The 23,832-nt window shown below is 69.3% G+C and carries 28 protein-coding genes and 1 riboswitch; of the genes, 14 read left to right on the top strand and 14 right to left on the bottom strand.

The window, feature by feature from the left end; translation table 11 throughout:
• The first annotated feature begins 111 nt into the window (after nucleotides 1–111).
• Together DFR72_RS40385 and DFR72_RS40380 are read left to right on the top strand one after the other, a co-directional pair.
• Entirely contained in the window at nucleotides 112–1,422 is a 1,311-nt protein-coding gene (locus DFR72_RS40385) for a hemolysin family protein (protein WP_090072411.1), read from the top strand.
• Complete coding sequence (locus DFR72_RS40380; RefSeq protein WP_090072407.1) at nucleotides 1,419–2,444, top strand: hemolysin family protein; 1,026 nt, start codon at nucleotides 1,419–1,421, stop codon at nucleotides 2,442–2,444. Before DFR72_RS40385 ends, DFR72_RS40380 begins: the two co-directional genes overlap by 4 nt.
• On the opposite strand, the gene DFR72_RS40375 is transcribed toward DFR72_RS40380, so the two are convergent.
• Together DFR72_RS40375 and DFR72_RS40370 are read right to left on the bottom strand one after the other, a co-directional pair.
• Entirely contained in the window at nucleotides 2,441–2,827 is a 387-nt protein-coding gene (locus DFR72_RS40375) for a cupin domain-containing protein (RefSeq protein ID WP_211335713.1), read from the bottom strand. The genes DFR72_RS40380 and DFR72_RS40375 overlap by 4 nt on opposite strands.
• The gene (locus tag DFR72_RS40370) at nucleotides 2,827–3,603 is read right to left on the bottom strand and encodes a carbon-nitrogen hydrolase family protein (protein WP_090072403.1); all 777 of its coding nucleotides are present in this window, start codon (nucleotides 3,601–3,603) and stop codon (nucleotides 2,827–2,829) included. The genes DFR72_RS40375 and DFR72_RS40370 overlap by 1 nt, the downstream gene beginning before the upstream one ends.
• 55 nt (nucleotides 3,604–3,658) lie before the next feature.
• Here DFR72_RS40370 and DFR72_RS40365 point away from each other — a divergent pair, with 55 nt between their 5' ends.
• Complete coding sequence (locus tag DFR72_RS40365) at nucleotides 3,659–4,276, top strand: GntR family transcriptional regulator (protein WP_245983861.1); 618 nt, start codon at nucleotides 3,659–3,661, stop codon at nucleotides 4,274–4,276.
• Here DFR72_RS40365 and DFR72_RS40360 read toward each other — a convergent pair.
• Nucleotides 4,237–5,580, bottom strand: a complete 1,344-nt coding sequence (locus DFR72_RS40360; protein ID WP_090072399.1) for an MFS transporter — start codon at nucleotides 5,578–5,580, stop codon at nucleotides 4,237–4,239. The two genes, DFR72_RS40365 and DFR72_RS40360, sit on opposite strands and share 40 nt — an antisense overlap.
• A gap of 46 nt (nucleotides 5,581–5,626) precedes the next feature.
• Between DFR72_RS40360 and DFR72_RS40355 the strand changes: the two genes are divergently transcribed.
• The 3 genes from DFR72_RS40355 to DFR72_RS46560 all read left to right on the top strand — a co-directional run bounded on the left by DFR72_RS40355 (nucleotide 5,627) and on the right by DFR72_RS46560 (nucleotide 7,264).
• A complete protein-coding gene (locus DFR72_RS40355; RefSeq protein WP_090072693.1) occupies nucleotides 5,627–6,319 on the top strand; it encodes a DUF2848 domain-containing protein in 693 nt (230 codons plus the stop codon).
• A gap of 89 nt (nucleotides 6,320–6,408) precedes the next feature.
• Nucleotides 6,409–7,005 carry a dihydrofolate reductase family protein gene (locus tag DFR72_RS40350; RefSeq protein WP_090072397.1) on the top strand — a complete coding sequence of 199 codons (597 nt, stop codon included), beginning with the start codon at nucleotides 6,409–6,411 and terminating at the stop codon, nucleotides 7,003–7,005.
• A complete protein-coding gene (locus DFR72_RS46560; RefSeq protein ID WP_090072395.1) occupies nucleotides 6,983–7,264 on the top strand; it encodes a hypothetical protein in 282 nt (93 codons plus the stop codon). Before DFR72_RS40350 ends, DFR72_RS46560 begins: the two co-directional genes overlap by 23 nt.
• 242 nt (nucleotides 7,265–7,506) lie before the next feature.
• On the opposite strand, the gene DFR72_RS40340 is transcribed toward DFR72_RS46560, so the two are convergent.
• Nucleotides 7,507–8,163, bottom strand: coding sequence for an SDR family oxidoreductase (locus tag DFR72_RS40340; RefSeq protein ID WP_090072392.1), 657 nt, complete (start codon nucleotides 8,161–8,163; stop codon nucleotides 7,507–7,509).
• Between the two features lie 82 nt (nucleotides 8,164–8,245).
• Between DFR72_RS40340 and DFR72_RS40335 the strand changes: the two genes are divergently transcribed.
• Both DFR72_RS40335 and DFR72_RS40330 read left to right on the top strand, forming a co-directional pair.
• Nucleotides 8,246–8,674 carry a winged helix-turn-helix transcriptional regulator gene (locus tag DFR72_RS40335; protein ID WP_090072389.1) on the top strand — a complete coding sequence of 143 codons (429 nt, stop codon included), beginning with the start codon at nucleotides 8,246–8,248 and terminating at the stop codon, nucleotides 8,672–8,674.
• A gap of 10 nt (nucleotides 8,675–8,684) precedes the next feature.
• Entirely contained in the window at nucleotides 8,685–8,930 is a 246-nt protein-coding gene (locus DFR72_RS40330) for a hypothetical protein (RefSeq protein WP_143086981.1), read from the top strand.
• On the opposite strand, the gene DFR72_RS40325 is transcribed toward DFR72_RS40330, so the two are convergent.
• Nucleotides 8,905–9,363, bottom strand: coding sequence for a DUF1801 domain-containing protein (locus DFR72_RS40325; RefSeq protein WP_090072384.1), 459 nt, complete (start codon nucleotides 9,361–9,363; stop codon nucleotides 8,905–8,907). The two genes, DFR72_RS40330 and DFR72_RS40325, sit on opposite strands and share 26 nt — an antisense overlap.
• A 76-nt stretch (nucleotides 9,364–9,439) precedes the next feature.
• Here DFR72_RS40325 and DFR72_RS40320 point away from each other — a divergent pair, with 76 nt between their 5' ends.
• Together DFR72_RS40320 and DFR72_RS40315 are read left to right on the top strand one after the other, a co-directional pair.
• Complete coding sequence (locus DFR72_RS40320; RefSeq protein ID WP_245983881.1) at nucleotides 9,440–10,255, top strand: 3-methyladenine DNA glycosylase; 816 nt, start codon at nucleotides 9,440–9,442, stop codon at nucleotides 10,253–10,255.
• A 63-nt stretch (nucleotides 10,256–10,318) separates the two neighbouring features.
• Complete coding sequence (locus DFR72_RS40315; protein ID WP_090072380.1) at nucleotides 10,319–12,025, top strand: substrate-binding domain-containing protein; 1,707 nt, start codon at nucleotides 10,319–10,321, stop codon at nucleotides 12,023–12,025.
• 18 nt (nucleotides 12,026–12,043) lie between these two features.
• Here DFR72_RS40315 and DFR72_RS40310 read toward each other — a convergent pair whose 3' ends face one another.
• Together DFR72_RS40310 and DFR72_RS40305 are read right to left on the bottom strand one after the other, a co-directional pair.
• Nucleotides 12,044–12,859, bottom strand: a complete 816-nt coding sequence (locus tag DFR72_RS40310) for an aldo/keto reductase (protein ID WP_090072377.1) — start codon at nucleotides 12,857–12,859, stop codon at nucleotides 12,044–12,046.
• Nucleotides 12,847–13,818 carry a helix-turn-helix transcriptional regulator gene (locus DFR72_RS40305; RefSeq protein WP_090072374.1) on the bottom strand — a complete coding sequence of 324 codons (972 nt, stop codon included), beginning with the start codon at nucleotides 13,816–13,818 and terminating at the stop codon, nucleotides 12,847–12,849. The genes DFR72_RS40310 and DFR72_RS40305 overlap by 13 nt, the downstream gene beginning before the upstream one ends.
• A gap of 49 nt (nucleotides 13,819–13,867) precedes the next feature.
• On the opposite strand from DFR72_RS40305, the gene DFR72_RS40300 reads away from it, so the two are divergent.
• The 4 genes from DFR72_RS40300 to DFR72_RS45200 are packed head-to-tail and all read left to right on the top strand — an operon-like array spanning nucleotide 13,868 to nucleotide 15,719.
• Nucleotides 13,868–14,245: a DUF3224 domain-containing protein gene (locus DFR72_RS40300; protein WP_143086980.1), complete on the top strand. Its 378-nt coding sequence runs from the start codon at nucleotides 13,868–13,870 to the stop codon at nucleotides 14,243–14,245.
• Nucleotides 14,246–14,247: 2 nt separating this feature from the next.
• Nucleotides 14,248–14,907: a maleylpyruvate isomerase family mycothiol-dependent enzyme gene (locus DFR72_RS40295; protein WP_090072368.1), complete on the top strand. Its 660-nt coding sequence runs from the start codon at nucleotides 14,248–14,250 to the stop codon at nucleotides 14,905–14,907.
• Between the two features lie 11 nt (nucleotides 14,908–14,918).
• Nucleotides 14,919–15,524, top strand: coding sequence for a class I SAM-dependent DNA methyltransferase (locus tag DFR72_RS40290; RefSeq protein ID WP_090072366.1), 606 nt, complete (start codon nucleotides 14,919–14,921; stop codon nucleotides 15,522–15,524).
• A gap of 12 nt (nucleotides 15,525–15,536) precedes the next feature.
• Entirely contained in the window at nucleotides 15,537–15,719 is a 183-nt protein-coding gene (locus tag DFR72_RS45200) for a hypothetical protein (RefSeq protein ID WP_143086979.1), read from the top strand.
• 34 nt (nucleotides 15,720–15,753) lie between these two features.
• Here the strand turns inward: DFR72_RS45200 and DFR72_RS40285 are convergent, their stop codons facing one another.
• The 7 genes from DFR72_RS40285 to garA form a co-directional block, all read right to left on the bottom strand.
• Nucleotides 15,754–16,644 (bottom strand): hypothetical protein, encoded by an 891-nt coding sequence (locus DFR72_RS40285; RefSeq protein WP_090072363.1) that lies wholly within the window; start codon nucleotides 16,642–16,644, stop codon nucleotides 15,754–15,756.
• Nucleotides 16,645–16,913: 269 nt separating this feature from the next.
• Complete coding sequence (gene gcvP, locus DFR72_RS40280) at nucleotides 16,914–19,808, bottom strand: aminomethyl-transferring glycine dehydrogenase (protein ID WP_090072361.1); 2,895 nt, start codon at nucleotides 19,806–19,808, stop codon at nucleotides 16,914–16,916.
• A gap of 156 nt (nucleotides 19,809–19,964) precedes the next feature.
• Nucleotides 19,965–20,060, bottom strand: a riboswitch (glycine riboswitch).
• 56 nt (nucleotides 20,061–20,116) lie between these two features.
• Complete coding sequence (locus DFR72_RS40275) at nucleotides 20,117–21,088, bottom strand: Clp protease N-terminal domain-containing protein (RefSeq protein WP_090072359.1); 972 nt, start codon at nucleotides 21,086–21,088, stop codon at nucleotides 20,117–20,119.
• 104 nt (nucleotides 21,089–21,192) lie between these two features.
• A complete protein-coding gene (locus tag DFR72_RS40270; RefSeq protein WP_090072357.1) occupies nucleotides 21,193–21,759 on the bottom strand; it encodes a MerR family transcriptional regulator in 567 nt (188 codons plus the stop codon).
• Between the two features lie 330 nt (nucleotides 21,760–22,089).
• Nucleotides 22,090–22,563 (bottom strand): bifunctional nuclease family protein, encoded by a 474-nt coding sequence (locus tag DFR72_RS40265; protein WP_030468959.1) that lies wholly within the window; start codon nucleotides 22,561–22,563, stop codon nucleotides 22,090–22,092.
• Nucleotides 22,564–22,715: 152 nt separating this feature from the next.
• The gene (locus tag DFR72_RS40260; protein WP_090072355.1) at nucleotides 22,716–23,255 is read right to left on the bottom strand and encodes a MerR family transcriptional regulator; all 540 of its coding nucleotides are present in this window, start codon (nucleotides 23,253–23,255) and stop codon (nucleotides 22,716–22,718) included.
• A gap of 48 nt (nucleotides 23,256–23,303) precedes the next feature.
• The gene (gene garA, locus DFR72_RS40255; protein ID WP_030476302.1) at nucleotides 23,304–23,762 is read right to left on the bottom strand and encodes a glycogen accumulation regulator GarA; all 459 of its coding nucleotides are present in this window, start codon (nucleotides 23,760–23,762) and stop codon (nucleotides 23,304–23,306) included.
• Nucleotides 23,763–23,832 lie beyond the last annotated feature (70 nt).

Below are 23,832 nucleotides of genomic sequence, written 5' to 3'. Positions count from 1 at the left end.
CACCTGGCTGTTCACGTACTTAGTCATGAGGAGTTGAGCCGTCCCCATGGGGTCTGGCCCCGGCTGGCATACCAACCCGGTCCCTTGTTCCTGCAGTTCAGGAGCACGTAGGTGACCGGAATCCTTCTCAGCGTGCTCGGTCTGGTCGCCGTCGTGGCACTGACCGCGGGCACCTTCATCGCGGTGGCGGCGGAGTTCTCGCTGACCGCGCTGGAACGGAGCACCGTCGAACGTCACGTGGCCGAGGTGGGCGACGCCAAGGCGCACACCATCGACCGTGCGCATCGCACTCTCTCGTTCCAGCTCTCCGGCGCACAGCTCGCCATCACGCTGACCACGCTGATCACCGGTTACATCGCGGAGCCCGCGATCGCGAACCTGATCGAGCCCGGACTCACGGCGCTCGGCGCGTCCGAAGCCCTGGCCGACGGGTTGTCACTGGCTCTGGCGCTGGCGATCGCCACGTCGTTGTCGATGGTGTTCGGCGAGCTCGTGCCCAAGAACCTGGCGATCGCGAAGCCGCTCGAGACCGCGCGGAGCGTGGTCAGCATCCAGGCGGGGTTCTCCAGGGTCTTCCGCTGGTTGATCAACTGGATGAACAACTCCGCGAACTGGCTGGTCCGGCGCCTGGGCGTCGAGCCGGTCGAGGAGCTGGCGTCCGCGCGGTCACCCGAGGAGCTGGGCGCGCTGGTGCGCACGTCCGCCGAGCACGGCACGCTGGACCAGGGCACCGCGGTGCTGCTGGACCGGTCGCTGCGCTTCGGTGACCGGACGGCCGGCGAGCTGATGACGCCACGCGTGCGGGTCGAGGCGCTGCGCGGCGACGCGACGGTGGCGGACCTCGTGATGAAGGCCCGACAGACCGGCTTCTCGCGGTTTCCCGTGCACAACGGCTCGCTGGACGAGGTGAGCGGCATCGTGCACGTGAAGCAGGCCTTCGCGGTGCCTGCCGCCCTGCGCACGTCCACGCCACTGTCGGCGTTGACCCGGCCCGTGTACTCGGTGCCGGAGACGCTGGAGGGCGATGCCCTGCTGGACCGGCTGCGGGCGTCCGGGCTGCAGACGGCGCTGGTCGTCGACGAGTACGGCGGCACGGCCGGGATGGTGACGCTGGAGGACGTGGTCGAGGAGATCGTCGGCGACGTGCGCGACGAGCACGACCGCGGTGAGGCGGCGCCGGTGCGGTCGCTGGGGTCGAACAGCTGGATCGTGTCCGGGCTGCTGCGCGACGACGAGGTGGCCGACGCGACCGGGTTCCAGATGCCCGAGGGCGACTACGAGACGCTGGCCGGCCTGGTGCTGGCGCGGCTCGGCCGGATTCCGGACGTCGGCGACGAGATTCGCGTCGACGGGTGGAGGGTGACCGTCATGCGGATGGACAAGCACCGCGTGGCCGAGCTCCGGGTGGTGTCGTCCTCGTGAACTTCCTCATCATCGCCTTCCTGCTGGCGGGCAACGCGTTCTTCGTCGGTGCCGAGTTCGCGGTGATCACCGCGCGCCGGGACCGGTTGGAGGCGCTGGCGGACAAGGGGTCTTCCCGGGCCCGCACCGCGATCAAGGCGTCGCAGCAGCTGCCGTTGCTGATCGCGGGCGCGCAGCTGGGCATCACGTTGTGCTCTCTCGGGCTCGGTGCGATCGCCGAACCCGCGCTGGCTTCCGTTCTCGAGGGGCCCCTCAGCGCCGTCGGGCTGCCGTTGGCCGTCGTGCACGGTGTGGCGTTCGCGGTGGCGTTGGTCATCGTCGTCGCGCTGCACACGATCCTCGGCGAGATGGTGCCGAAGAACCTGGCGATCGCCGGTCCCGAACGGGCCGCGGTGTGGCTGGTCCCGGTGCACTACGGGTTCTCGCGGATGATCGCACCGGCGCTGGCCCTGTTCACGGCCGTGGGCCGGTGGGTGCTGCGCCGGTTCGACGTCGAGCCGGTCGACGAGCTGGAATCGGCCTACACGCCGGACGAACTGGCGTTGCTGATCGGCCAGTCCCGGTCAGAGGGCTTGCTCGAGGACTCGGAACACCGCCGGCTGGCGCAGACGTTGTCGTCTGCCGCACGCACGGTGGCCGACGTGCTCGTTCCGCTGGACAGGCTGACAACGGTGTCCGCGTCGCCGACCGTGGGCGAGATCGAGGCCGCCGTCGCGGAGACCGGGTTCTCGCGGTTCCCCGTGCTCGCCGACGCCGGGCTGATCGGGTACCTGCACGTCAAGGACGTGCTGGACCTGGAGGGCGCGGAGACGTCGGTGCCACGAGACCGGGTGCGCGGGTTGCCCGAGGTGCCCGCGGACGCCCGCCTGGACGAGGCGCTGACCGCGTTGCGCCGGGCCCAGTCGCACCTCGCGCGCGCGGTGAGCGCGGACGGCACCGTGCTCGGTGTCGTGGCGATGGAGGACCTTTTGGAGGAGTACGTGGGCACGGTGCGCGACGGCACCCACGTGCGCTGGGTCTAGAGCTTCGTCGAGCAGGTCGTTGGTGTCCTGCTCGACGCCGCTCGGGCCGTGAGCTTCCAGGGCGCGGTGCGGATCTCCAGCATCACGCAGCCCGCGTCCGTCCTATATGGACCGTGGGGCATGCCCGGGCGCCGGCTCGCGAAGTCGCCCGCGTGGAACGTCCTGCCCAGCGTCAGGTCGGTGAGGTCGCCTTCCAGCAGGTAGACCTCCTCGTGGTAGTCGTGGCGGATCACGCCCTCGGTTTCGAGGCCCGGTTCCCAGCGCGCGATCCTCGTCAGAGTCGACGTGTCCGGGTCGCGGCTCAGGACCCGTTCGGTGATGCCCGGATCGGCCGGGTGCCATTCGAGTTCGCCGGTCGGGAAGAACTCGTGTTCCTCGCGCATCACAGCCTCCGGTTCGCCAGCACGGGCAGCTTGGCGCGGACCTCTTCGACGAGGTGAGCGTCCACATCGGACACGATGGTGCCCGGTGCGCCGCCGAGCCGCTCGCGCACCGTGCCGAGCGGGTCGGCCACCGAGCTGCGGCCGATTCCTGTCGGCGCCGAACCGTGGTCGGCGTCCGGGTCAGCCTGCCCGCAGGCGAGGACCCACGAGGTCGCGTCCAGGGCTCGGGCGCGGACCAGGAGGTCCCACTGGTCGGCCTTGCCGGGGCCCGCTCCCCAGGACGCGCCGAGCAGGATGACGGGCGCGGTGCCGGCGAGGGCGCGGAAGAGTTCGGGGAACCGGACGTCGTAGCAGGTGGCGAGGCCGATCGTGGTGCCGTCCACCTCGAACGTCACGGGCTTCTCGCCGGGGGTGACGGTGTCGGACTCGCGGAAGCCGAAGGCGTCGAACAGGTGCATCTTGTCGTAGCCGAGGTGCAGGCCGGCACCGGTGACGAGCGTCGTGTTGGCGACCCTGTCCCCCTCGCCCGGTGTGAACATGCCGGCGACCACCACCACGCCGTGCTCGTCGGCGATCTCGCGGACCGCCGTCGCCCACGGGCCGTCGAGAGGTTCGGCGATCGGCTCCAGTGGCACGCCGAAGCGGCACTGAGTGGCTTCCGGGAACTGCACCACGCGTGCGCCGTTCGCAGCAGCGCTCGCCACTTCGGCGCGGACGGTGGCAAGGTTCTCCCTCGGATCAGCCGTGGAACTGATCTGGCACAACGCGAAGCGCATGATCCTCCTCTGGTATACATGTTGTATGCAGGGTGCGGGCAAAGAAAGTGACAGCTTGTCTGGCAGAGAAAAGGCCTACGAGTTCCTCAAGGACACGATTCTCGCCGACCCTGAGATGCAGGGCCGGTTCATCAGCGAGCAGGACGTCGCCAACCAGATCGGCGTCTCCCGCACGCCGATCCGCGAGGCCCTGCTGCTGCTCGCGGCCGAAGACCTCGTGCAGCTCGTGCCGAAGAAGGGTGCGTACGTCGCGCCGCTGTCCTCGCGGCAGATCAGCGAGTTGATGGAGCTGCGCGGCGTCGTCGAGCGGTACGCCGCCGAGCGCACGATGGGCGAGGGCACCGTTCCGCTGCGGCAGATGCAGGAGCTCATCGAGCAGCAGCGGTTCCTGGTCGAGGACCCCCGGCAGTTCATCGACGTCGACAGGCAGTTCCACGCACTGCTGGTGGCCGCGACGGGCAACGAGCTGTTGACGAAGACCTACGAGGGGCTGCGCGCACGGCAGGTGCGCGCGGGGGTGGTCGCTTTGTACCGGGCGCACGGCAGGCAGCAGGCCGTGATCGACGAGCACGACGTGATCGTGGCCGCGCTCGAGTCCGGAGACGTCGGCGCGGCCACCGCGGCGATCACCGCTCACTTGGACACCACGTTGAAGGTGCTGCTCAACGGCTGAACCTCGTCTTCCGGCTGAGGATCGCGGCCGAGCCAGAGGCCGACGAGGGTCACCACGCACGCCACGGTGACGTAGAGGCCGACGACCACCCACGTGCCGAACCCGGCCAACAGTGCGGTGAAGAGCAACGGGGCGATGGCGCCGCCGATCACACCGGCCAGCGTGTAGGCGAGCGAGCTTCCGGTGTAGCGCAGGCGTTCGGTGAACTGCTCGGCGATGAACGCGGCCTGCGGCCCGTACATGAACGCGTGGAAGCCCAGTCCCACCACGACTCCGAGCACGATCAGCGGCCACGACCTCGTGTCGATGAGCGGGAACAGCACGAACGGCCACACCGCGCCGCAGACCGCGGCCACCGCGTAGAGGCCGCGCCGGTTGACCTTGTCCGACAGCCAGCCGGCGAGCGGCATCAGGAACAGCTGGAAGCCCGAGGCGATCAGCACGGCGACGAGGCCGACGTTGCGCGGCAGCTTCAGCTGGGTCGTGAGGTAGGTCAGCACGAAGACGGTGTGCAGCGCGTACAGCACGTCCGGGCCGACGCGGCACAGCACGGCGGCGACCAGTGGCCGGGTCTGCGTGCGGAACACCTCGCTGATCGGCGCGGACGGGCGGTCGCCGCGCGCCTCGATCGCCTTGAAGACCGGCGTCTCCTCCAGCTTCACGCGGATCCAGAGTCCGAAGATCACGAGCACCGCGGACAGCAGGAACGCCACGCGCCAGCCCCACGACATGAACGCCTCGTCCGTCAGCGCGACACCGAGGAGAGCGAGCACGCCGTTGGCCATCAGGTTGCCGGCGGGCGGGCCGATCTGGGCGGCCGACGCCCAGAAACCGCGTTGCTCCGGGTTGCCGTACTCACTGGACAGCAGCACCGCGCCGCCCCACTCGCCGCCGAGGCCGACGCCCTGCGCGAACCTCAGCAGCACGAGCAGCACACCGGCCGCGGGACCGATCGCGGCGTGCGTCGGCAACAGGCCGATGAGCAGCGTCGCGATACCGGTGATCAGCAACGTCGTGACGAGCACGCGTTTGCGGCCGATCTTGTCGCCGAGCCGGCCGAACAGGAACCCGCCGAGCGGCCGGGACAGGTAGCCGACCGCGTACGTCGAGAACGCGAGCAGCGTCGCGGTCAGCGGTTCGGAGCTCGGGAAGAACAACGGGCCGAGCACGACGGCCGCGGCGACGTTGTAGATCGCGAAGTCGTACCACTCCAGGGCGGTACCGGAGAGCGAGGCCACGAACGCCCTGACGAGCGCGGAGCGTGGCACCTCTGTTGTGGCTGTCGTTGTCGTAGCAGCGGACATGCTGTAATACTGCCTGTATACAACTCGTATGCGCAAGGAGTACCGCATGTCTACCGTTCGTACACAGGCCACCACGCTGCAGTTCGACCTTCCGGACGGCTCCGTCGCCGAGGTCGCCGTGACGACCTTGCTGAACGGCGGCTACGCAGGTCGCAGCCAGGATGACGTGGCTGCTCACGTGCGTGAACTGGCTGAGCTGGGGGTGCCGGCGCCGTCCGTGACGCCGAGCCTCTACCCGGTCTCGCCGTACCTCGCGCAGCAGACCTCGTCGGTCCCCGCGCAGCACGGCAAGACCTCCGGCGAGGCCGAGTGGGCGCTCGTCGTGACCTCGGACGACGTCCTGCTGACCGTCGCCTGCGACCACACGGACCGCGCGCTGGAGGTGCACGGCGTCGCGTGGAGCAAGAACGCCGGGCCGGACGTGCTGGGCCGCGGGGCGTGGCGGCTGTCCGAGGTCGCGGACCGGATCGACTCGATCGAGCTCACCGCGTGGGCGGACGGCGTGGAGATCCAGCGCGGCACCCTGGCCGAGCTGCTGACCCCGCAGTACTGGGTCGAGCGGCTGCGCGAACTGGGGCAGTTCGAGCCCGGCACCGTGCTGCTGTCCGGCACGATCCCGATGCACCACGGCGTGGACCAGTTCGCGTCGAGGTGGCGCGTCGAACTGCGCGACCCGGCGACCGGTGACGTCCTCGACTGCGACTACGAGGTCACCAGGCTGCCCGACCCCGTCGGCTGAACCGGTATGTGGTGCCGGGGGCCGTGTCGATCCGGGTGCCGGCGCGTTCGACGCACCTGTGAAGGACACGACACAGGGAGGCACAGAAGATGAGCAAGGTCTACACGGGCGCCAGCACCTCGATCGACGGCTACGTCTCGGGCCCGGACTTCTCCGGTTTCGACAAGCTGTTCGCCTGGTACGAGGCGGGCGACGTGGCGTTCACGGTCCCGACGGGTGCTATGACCGTCAACCTCACGCCCGCCAGTGCCGCCTACTTCGGCGGACTGATCCAGGCGACCGGCGCGTTGGTCGTGGGCCGCAAGCTCTACGACTTCACGAACGGCTGGGGCGGCCAGCACCCGATGGGCGTGCACACCGTCGTGCTCACCCACCGGCCGTTGGAGGACGACGAACACTTCACGTTCGTCACCGGCGGCATCGAGGAAGCCGTTGCGGTGGCTCAGAAGCACGCCGGCGACAAGGCCGTCGGCCTGAACTCGGGCGAGATCGCACGGCAGGCCGTCGACGCGGGCCTGGTGGACGAGATCTTCCTCGACCTGGTGCCGGTGATCCTCGGCGGAGGCACGCCGTTCTTCGCGCCCGGCAAGGGATACGCGCTGGAGGGCCCGCTCTCGGTGGTGGAGAGCACTTCGGTCACTCACCTGCGCTACAAAGTCACGTATGAAGCTCCGGAGACTGACTGACGCCGACTCGACGGAGCTGTTCCAGGCCATCACGGAGTCGCTTGCGCACCTGCGGCTGTGGATGCCTTGGGCGGCGAACGGCACTCCTGCCATCGCTGAGTGGTGCGAGCCGGACACCGAGGTCAGGCCCCGCCCTCCTCGCGATGTTGAACGGCTGCGGCGGCTCGGGTTCACCGAGATCGATCGCCGCGCACCGCCGCGCGAACCCGCGATCGGCAACCGCGTCGGGGTGGACGTCGTGTGGGAGCTGCGCCGCTGACCGAGTCCTGCGAGTTCGTTCGGTGTGACACGGGCGAGCGCCCCCGGAGGCGGTGCCGCCGCAGCACCCTTGTACTTGGCGCACCGCGGCACCGCCTCCGATGCCCTCGGCCCGCCGCTGTCGCCGGACGAGGCTCGCGGAACACGCTGAGGCGAATCTCGCTTCCGGGTCCCCCGCCCGCCGCTGTCGCCGGACGATCCCGCAGGTCACCGTCGGGCGTGATCTCCACGGAACGGTCCGCCTCAAGAGGCCAGCGACGCCTTCACCGCGCGAGTGCGGTCGTCGGCGAGCACTTCCTCGTCACCGTTCTCGATCGCCTGCAGCACCTGGGAGACGACGTCCTCCGGCGCGATCTTGGGCGCGTCGATGCCGTCCGTCATGTCGGTGTCGATGAAGCCCACGTGCACGCCGATGACGTTGGTCCCCTGCTCCCGCAGGTCTTCGCGCGTCGACTTCGTGAGCGACCAGCCCGCCGCCTTCGACGCCGCGTAGCCGCGCCAGGCCGGGCGGCCGACCCACGAGAGGATGCTCAGGACGTTGACGAGGGTGCCGCCGCCGTTGGCCTTGAGGACGGGCGCGAACGCGTCCGTCGTGCGGACGAGGCCGTAGAAGTTGACCTCGAACTCCGCCTTGATGCTGTCCACGTCCTCGCCCGCGACGAGCACGCCGGCGTTGTTGATGACGATCGAGACGTCCCCGAGCTCCTTGGCCGCGGCCGCTACGGACGCGTCGTCGGTCACGTCCAGCTGGACCGGGACGACGCCCTCGTCCACGACGGACGCCGGGTTGCGCGCACCGGCGTAGACCTTCGCGCCGCGCTTCGCGAACTCCTGGGCGAACGCCCTGCCCAGTCCGCGGTTGGCTCCGGTCACCAGCACTGCCGCACCGTTGAAGTCCATGACCCCTACCTCCTAAGTTGGCTTTCCCAACTCACATTAGCGACGTAAGTTGGATTTTCCAACTCACTGATAGGATGGTCACATGGCACCTCGAAGCTGCTCCATCGCGAACGCACTCGAAGTCGTGGGCGAACGCTGGTCGCTGCTGGCTTTGCGCGAGGTCTTCCTCGGCGTCACCCGCTTCGACCAGATCGCCGCGAACACCGGCGCCTCGCGGGACGTGCTGACCGTGCGGCTGAAGAAGCTGGTCGCCGCCGGCGTGCTGGAGAAGCACCAGTACTCCGAGCACCCGCCACGGCACGAGTACCTGCTCACGGACTCGGGGCGCGCGCTGCACAACGTGATGCTCATGCTCAAGGAGTGGGGCGACACGTACGTGACGGAGGGGGCCCTTCCCCTCGTGTGGGAGCACTCGTGCGGTGCCGTGCTGGAGCCGCGGGTGGTGTGCACGGCGTGTGGCGAGGAAGCCACATCCGAGTCACTGACTCGTGCGGCGGAGCTGACCCACTAAGTTGGGCGGCATGAGTGAGGACGACGAGGACGAGTTCGCCGAGGACGACGACTTCGAGGACGAGGAAGACCCGGACGACCTCTTCGCCGTCACGCCCGAGCCGCGCACGGTCTGCCACCTGTGCGGGGGTGCGAGCTACATCGCCGCACCGACGCTGGCGATCATCGGTGGCGCGCCGCGGACCGTCGACAACGGGCGGGAGTGCCCGCACTGCAACGGCGCGCGGACGTTCAGCGGGCTCGTGCCGCCGCTCTAGCCCTGTTCTCGGCGTGCCAGTCGACGAACTCGGCCACCGGCAGGCGCGCCACCTCGGCGCCGATGATGTCCAGGGCCAGGTCCGAGGCCCGTTTGAAGCGCACGCAGGCCTTGCCCATGTCGAGCTTCTTGCCGGTCTCCGCCCACCGGGCGCGGAACGACTCCTCGAACTCCTCCATCACCGTGGTCAGGTAAACGGAGCAGTAGCGCTTCTGGGCGCCCAGGGCGACGTAGAGCAGCGGCTTCTTGTTGTAGGTCGGGCCGCTCACCTCCAGCGGCACCGCGTAGACGATCAGCCCCCAGTCCATCATCTCGACGTAGCCGTCGGGCAGGTTGGCGAGGACGACGTCGCGCACCACCTCCATCTCCGCACGCTGCTCATCAGGCAGTTCGGCGAGGTACTGGGCGACCGTGGAGGCTTGGCTCTTCACCATTCGCGTACGGTAATCGCCCGTGGAGGTCCTGTCCCGAGCCGAATGGCACGAACTGCGCGACGCGCACGTCGCGCGCATGCGCAGGTTCACGGGACCGCATCAGGAGCGGAAGCTTCGCAAAGAGAAGCACCCGGTCATGGACTTCCTCTTCACGTATTACAGCCATCGGCCCGTGCGGCTCGAACGCTGGCACCCAGGGCCCGGCGTCGTTCTCGAAGACGCGGCGGAGTACCTGGAGTTCCCGCACTACAAGGCCACGCCCGAGGGCGTCACGCTCGACGTCGAGAGCTTCGTGGGCCAGCGGGCGAAGACGCTGGAGTTCGTCCAGGGCTTGCTCACGGCGACGCTGAGCAGGCCGGCCCGCCTCGGCTGTTTCGGGCTGCACGAGTGGGCGATGGTCTACCGGCAGCAGCCGGAGGAGGTCCGGCACAACGCGTGGCCGCTCCGGCTCGGCAGCGGCGGCACGGACCAGGTGGTCGAGGCGAGCCGGATCCAGTGCGGGCACTTCGACGCCTTCCGGTTCTTCACACGACCCGCCCGGCCGCGCAACGCTCTGCAGCCGACTCGTGACGAGCAGTTGCTGAACGAACAGCCGGGGTGCTTGCACGCGAACATGGACCTGTTCAAGTGGGCCTATAAACTGGAACCGGCGACGCCGTCCGATCTCGTCGCCGACTGCTTCGAACTGGCCGCTGACGTGCGCGAACTCGACATGCAGGCCTCCCCGTACGACCTGGCCGGGCTCGGGTACCCCCCGGTGAGGATCGAGACGCCGGAGGGGCGCGCGGAGTACGTCCGGCGGCAGGCCGAGTTCGCTGAGCAGGCACGACCGTTGCGAGAACGGCTCATCTTCGTTTGCCAGTCGATACATGGAGTGACTTCACTTCGCTGACGAAGTTCACCTGTTAGCGTGATTGGCGGTCGTCGGGGGCCGCTGAGTAGTTGTGAGGGATCGATGTCTCGACACCGCGCTCTGCGGGCGAAGGTGAAGCGCGGAATCGCCAAATGGCCCGTGCTCATCGTCGTGCTCGTGGTGCTGCTTGGCCTCAGCTGGCTCGCCCTGTCGTGGGCCGGCGGAGTGCTCGACAAGCGCTCGCAGGCCTTGGCCCAGAACTGCAGCGAGGGCGACTCGGTGCTGCGCATCTCCGTGACGCCCAGCGTCGCGGAGGCCGTCAGGGACGTCGCCCACGCGTACAGCGCGACACGGCCCGTCGTGTACGACCACTGCATCGCGATCGAAGTGATCTCCGCTGACTCCTCCGCGGTTCTGGAAGGCCTGACGACGGCGTGGGACGAGCAGAAGCTCGGCAAGCGCCCGCACGCGTGGCTGCCCGACTCGACGCTCTGGGCGAACCGGCTGTCCGCGCTGAACGCGAAGCTGGTCGGCTCGGCACCGAAGTCCGTCGGCACGTCGCCGGTGCTGCTCGCGGCTCCCGAGGCCGCCGCGCCGGTGCTGAAGGACTTCCGCTGGTCGGACATGCCCGAGGTGACGGACTGGAACAAGTACGGCCAGTCCTGGGGCCGGTTCAGCGTCGCGATGCCCGATCCGGCCACGAACACGGCCTCCGCGCTCGCGATCCAGGCGGCGCTGGCCGGCGGCAAGGGCCCGGTCACCGCGGAGTCGCTCGGATCGGACGCCGCGAAGTCCTCGCTGTCCAAGCTGGCCGCCACGGTGCCGCCGGAGGTTCCGCCGACGACGCGGGACGCGTTGCGGCGCCTGGGCGACAGCGCGACGGTCAACGCGGCGGGCTTCTCGGCCACCCCGGTGTCCGAAGTGGACCTGTTCAAGCACAACACGGGCAAGGAAGCCCCGTCGAAGCCGTTGGTGGGCGTGCTGCCCGCCGGCCCAGCTCCGGTGGCGGACTTCCCGTACGTCGCACTGGGCGGCAGCGAGGTCGGCGAGGCGGAAGTGCGTGCGGCGCAGGCGTTCCGCGACTTCATGACCGAGCCCTCGCAGCAGGCGATCCTGGCGCGCGGCGGCCTGCGGGTGGAGTCCACTCAGGACCGTCCGTCCCCTTCGCCGGGCGTCTCCTGGTCTCCCGTCACGGAGAACCTGGTCGCCGCCGACGCGACGACCACGCAGCAGCTCTCCTCGGCCTGGGCGTCGGCGGACCGCGGCGGACAGGTCGTCACGGTGCTGGCGGACGTCTCGACGTCGATGAAACCCAGGCTGGACAAGGTGAAGGCGGCCCTGCGCGGCCAGGTCGACAGGTCCGTCTCGGGCTCGTTCGGGCTGTGGGAGTTCGCCCGCGACCTCGACGGGTCGAAGCCGCACAAGCAACTCGTCGCCACCGGTCCCGTCAGCGAGAAGCGGGACGCGTTGCGCAGGTCGATCGACGCGCTCAAGACGGCGGACGGCTCGCAGCTCTACACCGCGCTGGCGGCCTGCTACGAGACGGCGCACGACGGGTTCGTGGCCGGGCGGGTCAACCGGGTCGTGGTGATCACCGACGGCACCTCGGACGGCGGGATCGACCTGGCGGCGCTGAAGGCGCAGCTGCACGGGACCGATCTGCCGGTCAGCTTCATCGCCATCGGCGGCGAGGTCGACCAGGCCGCGCTGACGGACATCGCGCAGACGACCGGCGGGTCGGTGTCGGTGGTGGAGAACGTGGACGGCGTGGAGGCGGCGCTCGGTCAGGTGCTGTCGACGAACGCCTGACCGGGCGCGACCGGTCGCTCAGGCGGCGTTGAAGCGGTCGGGGTCCGGACCGGTGCGGGTCCCGTTGTCGAGCTCGGTGATCACGAGCATGTCGTCCTGGGCCAGCTCGAAGTCGAAGATGTCGATGTTCTCCTTGACCCGGTAGGGCGTGACGGACTTCGGGATCACGACGTTGCCGAGCTGGACGTGCCAGCGCAGCACGATCTGGGCCGGGGTCTTGCCGTACTTGTCGGCGAGACCGGTGATGTCCGGTTCGCGCAGCAGCGCGCCACCCTGCGCCAGCGGTGACCACGCCTCGGTGACGATGCGGTGCGTCACGTGCACCTTGCGCATCTCTTCCTGCTGCAGCAACGGGTGCAGCTCGATCTGGTTCACCGCCGGGGTGGTCGGGAACTCGTCGAACAGGCGCTGCAGGTGGGGAGTGTGGAAGTTCGAGACGCCGATCGCGCGCACGCGGCCGTCGGCGTAGAGCTCCTCCAGAGCGCGCCACGAGTCGGCGTAGAGGTCGCGCTCGGGTGTCGGCCAGTGGATGAGGTAGAGGTCGAGCACGTCGCGGCGCAGGCGGCGCATGCTCTCGTCGAACGCGCGCAGCGTCGCGTCGTGGCCTTGGTCGGCGTTCCACAGCTTGGTGGTGATGAACAGGTCCGGCACGCCGGCGATCGCGTCGCCGACGCCGGACTCGTTGCCGTAGGCCGCGGCCGTGTCGATGCTGCGGTAGCCGGCCTCGATGGCCGTCGTGACCGCACCGGCCACCTGGTCCTCCGGCACCTGGTAGACGCCGAAGCCGAGTTGGGGGATCCGTACTCCGTTGTTCAACGCAATCAGCGGAACCATGCCCGTAGCTTCGCATCGTTGTAGACGTCCTGCATCGCCTTGATTGTGTCGACGATGTCGCGCCTCACCTCGTTCGGTGCCAGCACTTCCACGTCCGCACCGAATTTGAGCAGGTCAGCGACAGCGTGCCGGTTCGACTCGGTGGGAAAGCCGAACTCCTGTCCCGGTTCGGGTGCGAGGTCCCGGATCACGCGCGCCTGATGACCGCTGAGCAGGTACTGGGTCTTGTCCAGGCCGGAGCGCGTCATGCGGACCGTGACGCGCTCGCCGTACATGCGGGCCTCGAACTGCTCCGACCACTCGGCCCAGAACCGCGCGAGGTCGAAGTCGCCGGGACGCTCGAACGTGTCCGGTGTGGCCTGGAGCGCGAGCACGCGCGAGACGCGGTAGGTGCGGCCGCTGCCGACGAAGTACCAGGTGCCGGCCTTCAGCACGAGCCCGTACGGGTCGACCTCGCGCTCGACGGTCTGGTCGCCCCAGCGCCGGTAGGTCATGCGGACCCTGCGCTGCTCCCAGACGGCGTCGGCGATGGTGGCGAGGTGCTCGGTGGGCTCGTCGCCGCGGAACCACGTCGGGGTGTCGAGGTGGAAACGCTGGCGGATCTGGTCGGCCCGGGACCGCAGCTCCGTCGGCAGCGCGGCGAGGAGCTTGAGCTGGGCGGCGGCCGCGAACTCCCCCAGCCCCAGCGCCTGCGCGGGTCCGGGGAGACCGGCGAGGAACAGCGACTGCGCCTCGTCGGTCGTCAGGCCGGTGAGGCGGGTGCGGTAGCCGTCGACCAGCTGGTAGCCGCCCGCCGGGCCGCGGTCGGAGTAGATCGGGATGCCGGAGGCGGAGAGGGCCTCGACGTCGCGGTAGATCGTGCGCGGCGACACCTCCAGTTCGGACGCCAGTTCGTCGGCCGTCATCCGGCCCCTTCCCTGCAGGAGCAGGAGGACCTGGAGGAGCCTGCCGGATTTCACGGGATGAACCTGACACGATCTGTCAGGAATTACCAGCAGAGTGGTCCGCATGAAGGCAACCGGAACCATCGAAGTGAAGAGCTGGGACGAGAAGACCTGGGACGGCCGGTCCTACCAGGAGGTCGAGGGCCGCAAGCTCACCGAGGCGCACGTCCAGTTCGGGTACGCGGGCGACGTCAGCGGCGTCGGGAACTGCCGGTACCTCATGTACTACGGCGACGACGTGGCGTGGACGACCGCGATCGAGGAGGTCACGACGGACGAGGGCACGCTGGTCCTGCGGCACGTCGGCGCGTACCGGTCCTCTGTGGAGGCCGTCATCGAGATCGTCGACGGCACCGGGAGGTACCTGAACGCGCGAGGTGCGGTGACGGTGGACTGGGCGGAGGATGGCAGCGGCACCTACACCCTGGAGTACGAGGTCTGACGATGACCAACGCCCCTCTCTACGACGCGGCCAAGGAACGGATCACCGCGCTGGTCTCCGGCGCTGATCCCCAGACGCCCGTGCCGGCGACGCCCGGCTGGTCGGTCAAGGACGTGGTGGCGCACCTCGCCGGCGGTCTGCGCGACTTCGCGGACCGCCGGTTCGACGGTGTCGAGTCGGGCGAGTGGGGCGAACGGCAGGTGCGCGACCGCCGCGACAACTCCCTGGCGGACGCCTTCGCCGAGTGGGACGCGAACCTGGAACTGGCCCGGCCGCTGTTCGACACGCCGATGGGACCGGTCCTCGTGGCCGAGGTGATCGCGCACGAGCACGACCTCCGTTCGGCGCTGAAGGTTCCGGGCCGGCGGGACGGCGTCGAGGTGCGGGCGGCGCTGGTGAAGCCGTTGCAGCAGCTCGACCAGCGGATGCGGGACAACGACGTGCCGGCGTTGCGGATCACGCTGGAGCACGGCGACCGGGTGCTCGGGCACGGCGAGCCCGCCGGGACGCTGCGGACGACGTCGTTCGAGCTGATGCGGGCCATCGGCGGGCGGCGGTCGGCCGACCAGATCAAGGCACTGGACTGGGACGGCGATCCGGACGTCTGGATCGCCGCGCTGGCGTTGTCCGGACGGCACCGGCCGGAGCCGTTCGAGGAGTAGGATTCCCCGGCGTGAGCGACTGGCTGGCGGACACGCGCGACTCCTACGACACGGTCGCGGTCAGCTACGCCGACCAGACGCGCGACCTCCTGGCAGGCCTCCCGCACCTGCGGGCGGCGCTGCGGTTGTTCGCCGAGGAGGTGCGCGGTCCCGTCGCGGACGTCGGCTGCGGGCCGGGCATCATCACCGCGCTCCTGCACGGACTGGGCGTGGACGCGTTCGGAATCGACCTCTCCCCCGCGATGATCGCGCTGGCCCGGCGGAACAACCCCGGCCTGAGGTTCGAGGTGGGGTCGATGACCGAACCGCTCCCCGAGGCGGTCGGCGGGATCATCGCCTGGTGGTCGCTGATCCACGTACCCGACGACGAGGTGCCCGCGGTGTTCGGGCACTTCCGGGAAGCGCTGCGGCCGGACGGGTTGCTGCAGCTGGGTTTCCACGTCGGAGACGAGACGCGGCTGAAGACGCAGGGCTACGGCGGGCATCCGATGCGCGTGCACGTCCACCTGCGACGGCCCGAGCGGGTAGCGGAGTGGCTGCGGGCGGCCGGGTTCACCGTCGAGGCGCGGTGGCTGCTCGGCGAGGACGGGGCGGTCCTGTTCGCGCGGCGCGGGTGAGACGATCTGACCGTGTCAGATGAACAGACGTGTCAGCGGTGCGGCGAGACGGTGGAGCTGGAGAAGGAAGACTTCGAGCTGTTCGAGCGGATGCACCCCGACTGCTTCCACTTCGCGTTCGAGCACGACCTGAACAAGCCGGGCATCGGCGCCGACGAGAACTGCGGCGACGACGCCTGCCCCGTCGGAGCATGAAAAAAACGGGCGCACCCCGAGTGCGCCCGTTTTCTCAGCTGAGATGCATACACCGACGAGGCTTCCCCCGAGGAAACTCATCGTCGTACAGGTCGCTTCGAGTCAGCCAGATCCTGGCTCTCGGGTCATCGACGTGCAGCAGAGCCACGGCGTACCTCCTGTCGATGCACGGCTCGCAGAGACAGGGCATTTCGGGATGCCACCTCAGGGGAAGGCCGTTGCGCGGGTCGACGAGCCGGCTGGCCACATCGAAGGAAGACAGGTCTCCCGACCACTCGACGGTGATGTCAGACGTGGAACTCAGGTCGAACCACAGGTCGGTGAAGCGCATCCAGGAACCGAAGCGGAACACGTTCGGCCGCCTCAGAATCGCGCTGAGGAGCGAGAAGCGACGAGCGACGTGTCGTGGTGGCTTCACGAACAACGAACTCCTGAGCACGCGATCCTCGATCGGATGGAGAGAGCGCTCGTCGCCGAGATGTGCCGAACTGGCAAGCAGACTCCGGTCGTACGTGTGCTCCAGCGCATCGATCCACTGAGCGGCGCCGACGCCGTCCAACACGATCCGCCCCGGCCGGTGGCGGAGGCGGAGGCGCAACTCCACTCCCACGTCCGAGTACTCGACGCGCAAGCCCGGAATGCCCTCCAGGTCGGTGCGGTCGGGATTTAGCACCGGCACCACAGCCGATGCGAACGCGACCAGCGCACGCCTGCTCGCGAGGACGATCACCAGCTTGTTGCGGCCGACCACCACGTCGCGGACACCGAAGGCGATCTGAGCAGCCGAACCGGACTCGTACGGTCGGAGCCCGTTGCCGATCTTCCTCAGCAACTGGGCCTCGAAGGCTGCCTGACCGGGAGAAGCCTGTGGACACTCGATTTCCGCTGCGAGTGCCTCGCTGTAGGTCAAGCCGGTCCGAGCCATCCGCTCGCGCGCTGCTTCTTGACGACGGTCAGGCATGTCACTGGCTCAGTTCCTGAGCACTTACCCGGTCCGCGCTCAAGCCGAGACGCCGATGCACACGTCGATGATTGTGAACGCAGGTCGGCCGGGCCTGTTTCGCCTGAAGATCTCACGACCGGGGTGAGACCGAGACGCGGCGTCTGCACGCCGTGACTCGAACTATGTCGATCTCGTTCTCCGAAAGCAAACTGGGGCGCACCCCCGAGTGCGCCCCAGTTCCCGCTTCAGACCTAGTTGCTGTACGCCTCGAGCGGCGGGCAGGAGCAGACCAGGTTGCGGTCACCCTTCGCGCCGTCGATGCGGCGGACGGGCGGCCAGATCTTCGGAGTCGCGCTCCGGCCCGCCGGGAACACGGCCTCTTCGCGGGTGTACGGGTGGTTCCACTCGCCGACGGTCACGCAGGCCGCGGTGTGCGGGGCATTGCGCAGCGGGTTGTCCTCGACGGGCCACTCGCCGGCGCCGACGCGGTCGATCTCGCGCTTGATGGCGATCATGGCGTCGATGAACCTGTCGATCTCGGCCAGGTCCTCGGACTCGGTCGGCTCGACCATCAGGGTGCCGGCGACCGGGAACGACATCGTCGGGGCGTGCAGGCCGTAGTCGGCGAGGCGCTTGGCCACGTCGTCCACCGTCACTCCGGTGGCCTTGGTGATCGGGCGCAGGTCGAGGATGCACTCGTGGGCCACGAAGCCGCCCTCGCCGGTGTAGAGGACCGGGTAGTGCTCGTCGAGGCGACGGGCCACGTAGTTCGCGGCGGCCACGGCGGTCAGGGTCGCGCGGCGCAGGCCGTCGCCGCCCATCATGCGCACGTAAGCCCACGAGATCGGCAGGATCGACGCGGAACCCCATGGGGCGCCCGAGATCGGGCCGACACCGGTGGCCGGTCCCGCCGTCGGCTGCAGCGGGTGGTTCGGCAGGAACGGGGCGAGGTGGGACTTCACGCCGATCGGGCCGACGCCGGGGCCACCGCCGCCGTGCGGGATGCAGAACGTCTTGTGCAGGTTCAGGTGCGAGACGTCCGAGCCGAACTTGCCGTAGCGGGCCAGGCCGATCAACGCGTTGAGGTTCGCGCCGTCGACGTACACCTGGCCGCCCGCGTCGTGGACCAGGCCGCAGACCTCGCGGACGGTGTCCTCGTACACGCCGTGGGTCGACGGGTAGGTGATCATGATCGCGGCGAGGTCGTCGGCGTGCTCGGCGACCGTGGTGCGCAGGTGCCCCATGTCGATGTTGCCCTTGTCGTCGCACTTCACGACGACGACGCGCATGCCGGCCATGACGGCGGACGCGGCGTTGGTGCCGTGGGCGGACGACGGGATCAGGCAGACGTCGCGGTCGGCGTTGCCGTTCGCGCGGTGGTAGGCGCGGATCGCCAGCAGGCCCGCGAACTCACCCTGCGAACCGGCGTTGGGCTGCAGCGACACGGCGTCGTAGCCGGTGACCTCGGCGAGCCAGGCCTCCAGGTCGGACACGATCTTCAGCAGGCCCTTGGCGTCCTCGACCGGCGCGAACGGGTGCAGCGTCGAGAACTCCGGCCACGTGATGGACTCCATCTCCGCGGTGGCGTTCAGCTTCATCGTGCAGGAGCCGAGCGGGATCATGCTGCGGTCCAGGGCCACGTCCTTGTCGGACAACGCGCGCAGGTAGCGCAGCAGCGCGGTCTCGGAGCGGTGCGCGTGGAAGACCGGGTGGGTCAGGTAGTCCGAGGTGCGGCGCAGGTCGGCCGGGATGCCGTCGGCGGTGTCGCCGTCGATGGCGTCCACATCGGACCCGTTGACGCCGAAGGCCTCCCACACCGCGACGATGTGCGCGCGGGTCGTCTTCTCGTCGCAGGCGATGGCCACGACGTCGTCGTCGACCTTGCGGAGGTTGATGCCGGCCTCGCGCGCCTTCTCGACGACGGCGGCGGCCCGGCCCTCGACGCGCACCTGGACGGTGTCGAAGAACTCGCCGTGCACGACGTCGAGCCCGGCCTCGCACAGGCCCGTGGCGAGCACGGTGGCCAGGCGGTGCACGCGGGTCGCGATCGAACGCAGGCCCTCGGGACCGTGGTAGACGGCGTACATGGACGCGATCACGGCCAGCAGCACCTGCGCGGTGCAGATGTTCGACGTGGCCTTCTCGCGGCGGATGTGCTGCTCGCGCGTCTGCAGCGCGAGGCGGTAGGCCAGCGAGCCGTCGGCGTCGACGGAGACACCGACGAGACGGCCGGGCAACTGGCGCTCCAGACCGGACCGGACGGCCATGTAACCGGCGTGCGGGCCACCGAAGCCGATCGGCACGCCGAAGCGCTGCGTGGTGCCGATGACGACGTCCGCGCCGATCTCACCCGGCGCGCGCAGCAGCGTCAGCGACAGCAGGTCGGCGACGACGACGGCCTGGGCGCCGGCGGCGTGGATCTCCTCGATCAACGCGGCCTGGTCGCGCACCACACCGGACGCACCGGGGTACGACAGCAGCACGCCGAAGAAGTCGCCACCGAGGCCGAGGCCCTCGATGCCCTGGGACAGGTCCGCGACGACGATCTCGATGCCGAGCGGCTCGGCGCGCGTCTCGATGACGGCCAGCGTCTGCGGCAGCGTGTCCGCGTCGATGACGAACTTGTTCGACTTGGACTTGCCGGCGCGGCGCACCAGCGTCATCGCCTCGGCGGCGGCGGTCGACTCGTCCAGCATGGACGCGTTCGCGACCGGCAGGCCCGTCAGGTCGCCGACCATGGTCTGGAAGTTCAGCAGCGCTTCGAGGCGGCCCTGCGAGATCTCGGGCTGGTACGGCGTGTACGCGGTGTACCAGGCGGGCGACTCGAGCACGTTGCGCAGGATCACGCCCGGCGTCACGGTGTCGTAGTAGCCGAGGCCGATCATCTGCGTCATCGGGCGGTTCTGCGACGCGAGCTCACGCAGCTCGGCCAGCGCCTCGGTCTCGGTGGCCGGGGCGGGCAGGTCCAGCACGAGGTCGCGCTCGTGGATGGACGAAGGCACCGCGTGCTGGGCCAGCTCCTCGAGCGACCCGACGCCGATGACGTCGAGGATGCGCGCGAGCTCGGCGGGGCGCGGACCCACGTGCCGGTCGGCGAACGGGGTGCCGTGCTCGAGAGCGGCGAGCGGAATGCGGTCCTGCGTCATCAAACGCCTCCGGGGGTGGCTGCGGGCACACGTGTCCTGTGCCCTCCCCGCTCTGTCCGTACCCCGAAGGGCGCCTGAGAGGTTCACCCACCACGAGGATGGGCTTTCACCGTCGGCGGGATTCCCCTTGCGGGGGACTCCACTTTCCAGAGGCGTCTCGCTCTGGCGGTCCTGGATGCCTGAGAGGTTCCCGGGGAGGGACTTGCTCCTTCGGCGCCGGGCTCGAAGCCCGGGCTCTCCCGCCTGAGTTCAGCGACTACCCGAGAAGAATACCCGCAGGCAGCTCACGTAGTCCCTAGGGACGCGACCTACATCTCAGTGGGAAGACCGGCGAGCGTCCCGGCGACCGGGTCGGCGGGGTCGTCGCGCAGCGCCACGAGAAGGTGCCTGGTGCCCACGACGGCGTCACCGCGGCGAGCGGCGACGAGCTTCGCCCGTTCCATCGCACGCTCCACCCTGCCACCGCTGACGGGCAACGCGGCCAGGTCGATCCCCGCCTCGCGCAACGCCGCCGCCCCGCCCGACTCGAACTCCGGCTTCAGCTTCCTGCCCGCCACCTCCAACTGGCGGTCGACCGACACCACCGCCTCCACCAGATCGCGGGACGACACCTCTCGCCGCGCGGCCACGGCCAGCCGTCCGGCCTCGTTGCGCACGACGGTCAGCACCGGCCCGCCCAGTCCCTGGCCGCGCGCGACCCAGCGCAGCAGCCAGCGCACGTACCCGCCGCCGGAGTCCCCCTCCAGCGCTCCCGCCTTGCGCAGCAACCGCACGGCGGGCGCTTCCTCGACCTCCGCGTGGCGTCGAGCGGCATCGGTCCGCACAGCGGCGGCCGTCGCCTCGACGTCGACTCCGCGCAGCACGAACAGGTCGGCGGCACGCCCGGAACCCTGCTCCAGCAACGCGAGCGAGAGGTGGGTCGTGGTCAGCACGCCGTCGCCGGCCAGAGCGACCGCCCCGAGCAGACACTCCTCCAGCGCACGGCTGACGGGCAGCACGGTCCCGATGAGACTCTTGTCGCACGCGGTGTTCATCAACGCCGTGACGTCCGGATGAGCCTCGGGAACGACGCCACCGTCGTCGTCGGCCCAGTGCTCCGGCCCCCGCGCCATCGCCTGGGCCGCCAGCGACCGCACGCCGAGCTTGCGGCCGGGCCCGACGGTGTCGATCAGCGAGATCAGCAGGTTCTCGGTGCCGAGGAAGCCGAACTCCAGCCGGAACGCGCGCTTCGTCGCCGCGGCCAGCACCTTCACGACCTGGTAGGAGGGGGTGATCGTCATGCCGGAAACGCTAGGGAAGAACAAGATCGGGGCGCTTCTGCCGACCGGCCACTCACCAGCGCCAGTCGGCCACGTTCACAGTGCCGATCGATCAGCCGGGCCGGTCAGCCGGTGGCGCGCTCGCGACGCCGGCGGGTCAGCTCGTCCTCGGTCATCGGGGCGATCTCGACGCCGTCCGCGCGTTCTGCCGGGAACTCGTGGATCGTGCCGGAGATCTCCCGCATCGCACCGCTGACCGCGATGCCGAACACGCCCTGACCGCCCTGCAGCAAATCGACGACCTCTTCGGGCGAGGTGCACTCGTAGACCGTCGTGCCGTCGGAGAACAGCGTGATCTTGGCCAGGTCCTGCACGCCGCGGCGGCGCAGGTGGTCGACCGCCACGCGGATGTTCTGCAACGAGACACCGGTGTCCAGCAGCCGCTTCACGACCTTGAGCACCAGGATGTCCTTGAAGGAGTACAACCTCTGGCTGCCGGAGCCGTGCGCCATCCTTATCGTCGGCGCGACCAGCCCGGTCCTTGCCCAGTAGTCGAGCTGCCGGTACGTGATGCCCGCGATCTGACACGCCGCGGGTCCTCGGTAACCGACGAGCTCGTCCGGCAGCGAGGAGTCCGGGAACAGTTCACCCTGCAGCCCGGATTCGGCCCGCAAGGGCGCTTCCTCGACCACGCCTGCCTCCCCTCGGAACGGCCACGAAACTCATGACCGTCAAGCCGCCGCGTCCACTCTCGTGAAGCAACGACGTCCACTCGAGTTCGACGGTAAGACCGCTCCGATGGCAGGTCAACGCGACGCGCGGGGAGTTGCGACCCTCAACCTGAGGTAGAGAGTCATACCGTCACCCGAACAAGCACGTTCAGGTGACGTTTAGTGATCGTTTAGCGGTCATAACGACCGTGAGTAGTCCAACCGAGGGACGTCCAAACGAACTGCCCTTCAGCCCCTGCGAGACGGAGTGCGACACCGGAGAAAACTCAGGTGTCCACGCCGCGACAGTGCCTACGTGTCCGCGCCGCGGAAGTCCTCCGGGGAGACGGAGTCGAGGAACTCGCGGAACTTCTCCACCTCGTCCTCCTGCTCGTCCGGGATGATGAGGCCCGCTTCGGCCAGAACGGACTCCTCGGCGTGGATCGGCACCCCGACGCGCAACGCGAGCGCCACCGAGTCCGAGGGCCGCGCGGACACCCGCACGTCGCCGTCGAACACCAGCTCCGCGAAGAAGGTGCCCTCCTGCAGGTCGGTGATCCGCACCTGCTCGAGGTTGCGCCCCAGCGCCCCGATGACGTCCTTGAGGAGGTCGTGGGTGAGCGGGCGAGCGGGGCGGACGCCCTGCTGCTCGAGTGCGATCGCCGTGGCCTCGACACTGCCGATCCAGATGGGCAGGTAGCGCTCGCCCTCGGTTTCGCGCAGAAGAAGGATCGGCTGGTTCTGGGGCAGCTCCACCCGCACGCCGACGACACGCATTTCGCTCATCGGGCCTCGCCTCCCTCTAATCCGTTCGGGGACGACCCGGTTTCACACCCGAGCATCCCCCGGCGTACCTCTCCGACGCTACCCGCCAAGCGGGCCCAGTGCTCAATCGTTTCGGGCAGATCGTGATCAAGAAGGCACGCTCCGCCGACTGATCAGGACTGGCGCAGGCCCGCTCTCACCAACAACGTGTGCAACGAGGCGAAGAGGCCGGTCAATTCCCGGAGCGTCTCGGTATCTGAGAACGACTTCAGCAGAACCACCTCGTGATCCGCTGCCGCGCGGACCGCGCGCAGGTGCTCGCGCTCGACGCCGAGTCCGGTCATCGTCCGGATCGTGCGGAGCGCGGTGATGTCGTCGGTGGCGAACCGGCCACCGGGGCCGGGGCGCAGCAGACCGTCGCGCTCCAGCTGGGAAAGCTGTTCCGCGCTGAAACCGGTCTGGGCGAGCAGATCGAACCGCGAGATGGAGCTCGCGTCCACCGGGGTGGAGTCGAGCTGCTCGCGGATCACCTTGAGCGGCAGGTACCTGTCGCGTTGTGCGGACAGCACGAACCGCAACCTCTCGACGTCCGCCACGCTGAACTGGCGGTAGCCGGAGGCGGTGCGTGCCGGGCGGACCAGCCCCTCCGCTTCCAGGAAGCGGATCTTGGAGATGGTGACGTCGGGGAACTCGGGCCGAAGCTGTGCGAGCACAGCCCCGATGCTCGTGCCCCCGCGTTGTGGCCGCCCGGCCGTCACGCGTCAGGCTCCCGCGGAGCCAGGACCCGTCAGGAAGACGAGGCGGAACTTGCCGATCTGAACCTCGTCGCCGTTCGCGAGGACGGCCTGGTCGACCGGCTCACGGTTGACGTAGGTGCCGTTGAGGCTGCCGACGTCGATGACGACGAACTCGCCGCTCTCCCGGCGGAACTCGGCGTGGCGGCGCGAGACCGTCACGTCGTCCAGGAAGATGTCGCTGTCGGGGTGGCGCCCGGCGCTCGTCGTGTCGCGGTCCAGCAAGAACCGGGAACCGGCGTTCGGGCCGCGCTTCACCACGAGCAGCGCGGAACCGGCGGGAAGGGCGTCAACACCGGCAACGGCCGGCTCCTGTGCGGGCGCCTCGGCGCCGCCTTCCATCTCCTGGAGGAAGTCCGCCCGGAAGACGGAGGTCCGCTCCGGGGACTGCTCCGGCGGAACGCCTGGGCCGTCGTTCGTGCTCACCTGAGCTCTCCTCCTGCTGCTGGATCCGTCACTTCCGGTAAAACCTATCGCGTTGGGGTCTCCGCCTTCA

Origin of the sequence: Lentzea flaviverrucosa (assembly GCF_003350445.1) — a bacterium.
GTDB classification, from domain to species: Bacteria; Actinomycetota; Actinomycetes; order Mycobacteriales; family Pseudonocardiaceae; genus Lentzea; species Lentzea californiensis.
This window is presented reverse-complemented; position numbering and strand designations above follow the sequence as displayed.

Bases quoted from the DNA above. Each gene is read 5' to 3' on its own strand.
- DFR72_RS40340 (WP_090072392.1), bottom strand. From the start codon at position 8,163: ATGGACTTCAACGGTGCGGCAGTGCTGGTGACCGGAGCCAACCGCGGA.
- DFR72_RS40330 (WP_143086981.1), top strand. From the start codon at position 8,685: ATGAGTGAGGACGACGAGGACGAGTTCGCCGAGGACGACGACTTCGAG.
- DFR72_RS40350 (WP_090072397.1), top strand. From the start codon at position 6,409: ATGAGCAAGGTCTACACGGGCGCCAGCACCTCGATCGACGGCTACGTC.
- DFR72_RS40275 (WP_090072359.1), bottom strand. From the start codon at position 21,088: ATGACGATCACCCCCTCCTACCAGGTCGTGAAGGTGCTGGCCGCGGCG.
- DFR72_RS40325 (WP_090072384.1), bottom strand. From the start codon at position 9,363: ATGGTGAAGAGCCAAGCCTCCACGGTCGCCCAGTACCTCGCCGAACTG.
- DFR72_RS40370 (WP_090072403.1), bottom strand. From the start codon at position 3,603: ATGCGCTTCGCGTTGTGCCAGATCAGTTCCACGGCTGATCCGAGGGAG.
- DFR72_RS40310 (WP_090072377.1), bottom strand. From the start codon at position 12,859: ATGGTTCCGCTGATTGCGTTGAACAACGGAGTACGGATCCCCCAACTC.
- DFR72_RS40355 (WP_090072693.1), top strand. From the start codon at position 5,627: ATGTCTACCGTTCGTACACAGGCCACCACGCTGCAGTTCGACCTTCCG.
- DFR72_RS40265 (WP_030468959.1), bottom strand. From the start codon at position 22,563: ATGAGCGAAATGCGTGTCGTCGGCGTGCGGGTGGAGCTGCCCCAGAAC.
- gcvP (WP_090072361.1), bottom strand. From the start codon at position 19,808: ATGACGCAGGACCGCATTCCGCTCGCCGCTCTCGAGCACGGCACCCCG.
- DFR72_RS40360 (WP_090072399.1), bottom strand. From the start codon at position 5,580: ATGTCCGCTGCTACGACAACGACAGCCACAACAGAGGTGCCACGCTCC.
- DFR72_RS40285 (WP_090072363.1), bottom strand. From the start codon at position 16,644: ATGGCTCGGACCGGCTTGACCTACAGCGAGGCACTCGCAGCGGAAATC.
- DFR72_RS40375 (WP_211335713.1), bottom strand. From the start codon at position 2,827: ATGCGCGAGGAACACGAGTTCTTCCCGACCGGCGAACTCGAATGGCAC.
- DFR72_RS40300 (WP_143086980.1), top strand. From the start codon at position 13,868: ATGAAGGCAACCGGAACCATCGAAGTGAAGAGCTGGGACGAGAAGACC.
- DFR72_RS40295 (WP_090072368.1), top strand. From the start codon at position 14,248: ATGACCAACGCCCCTCTCTACGACGCGGCCAAGGAACGGATCACCGCG.
- DFR72_RS40315 (WP_090072380.1), top strand. From the start codon at position 10,319: ATGTCTCGACACCGCGCTCTGCGGGCGAAGGTGAAGCGCGGAATCGCC.
- DFR72_RS46560 (WP_090072395.1), top strand. From the start codon at position 6,983: ATGAAGCTCCGGAGACTGACTGACGCCGACTCGACGGAGCTGTTCCAG.
- DFR72_RS40320 (WP_245983881.1), top strand. From the start codon at position 9,440: ATGCGCAGGTTCACGGGACCGCATCAGGAGCGGAAGCTTCGCAAAGAG.
- DFR72_RS40335 (WP_090072389.1), top strand. From the start codon at position 8,246: ATGGCACCTCGAAGCTGCTCCATCGCGAACGCACTCGAAGTCGTGGGC.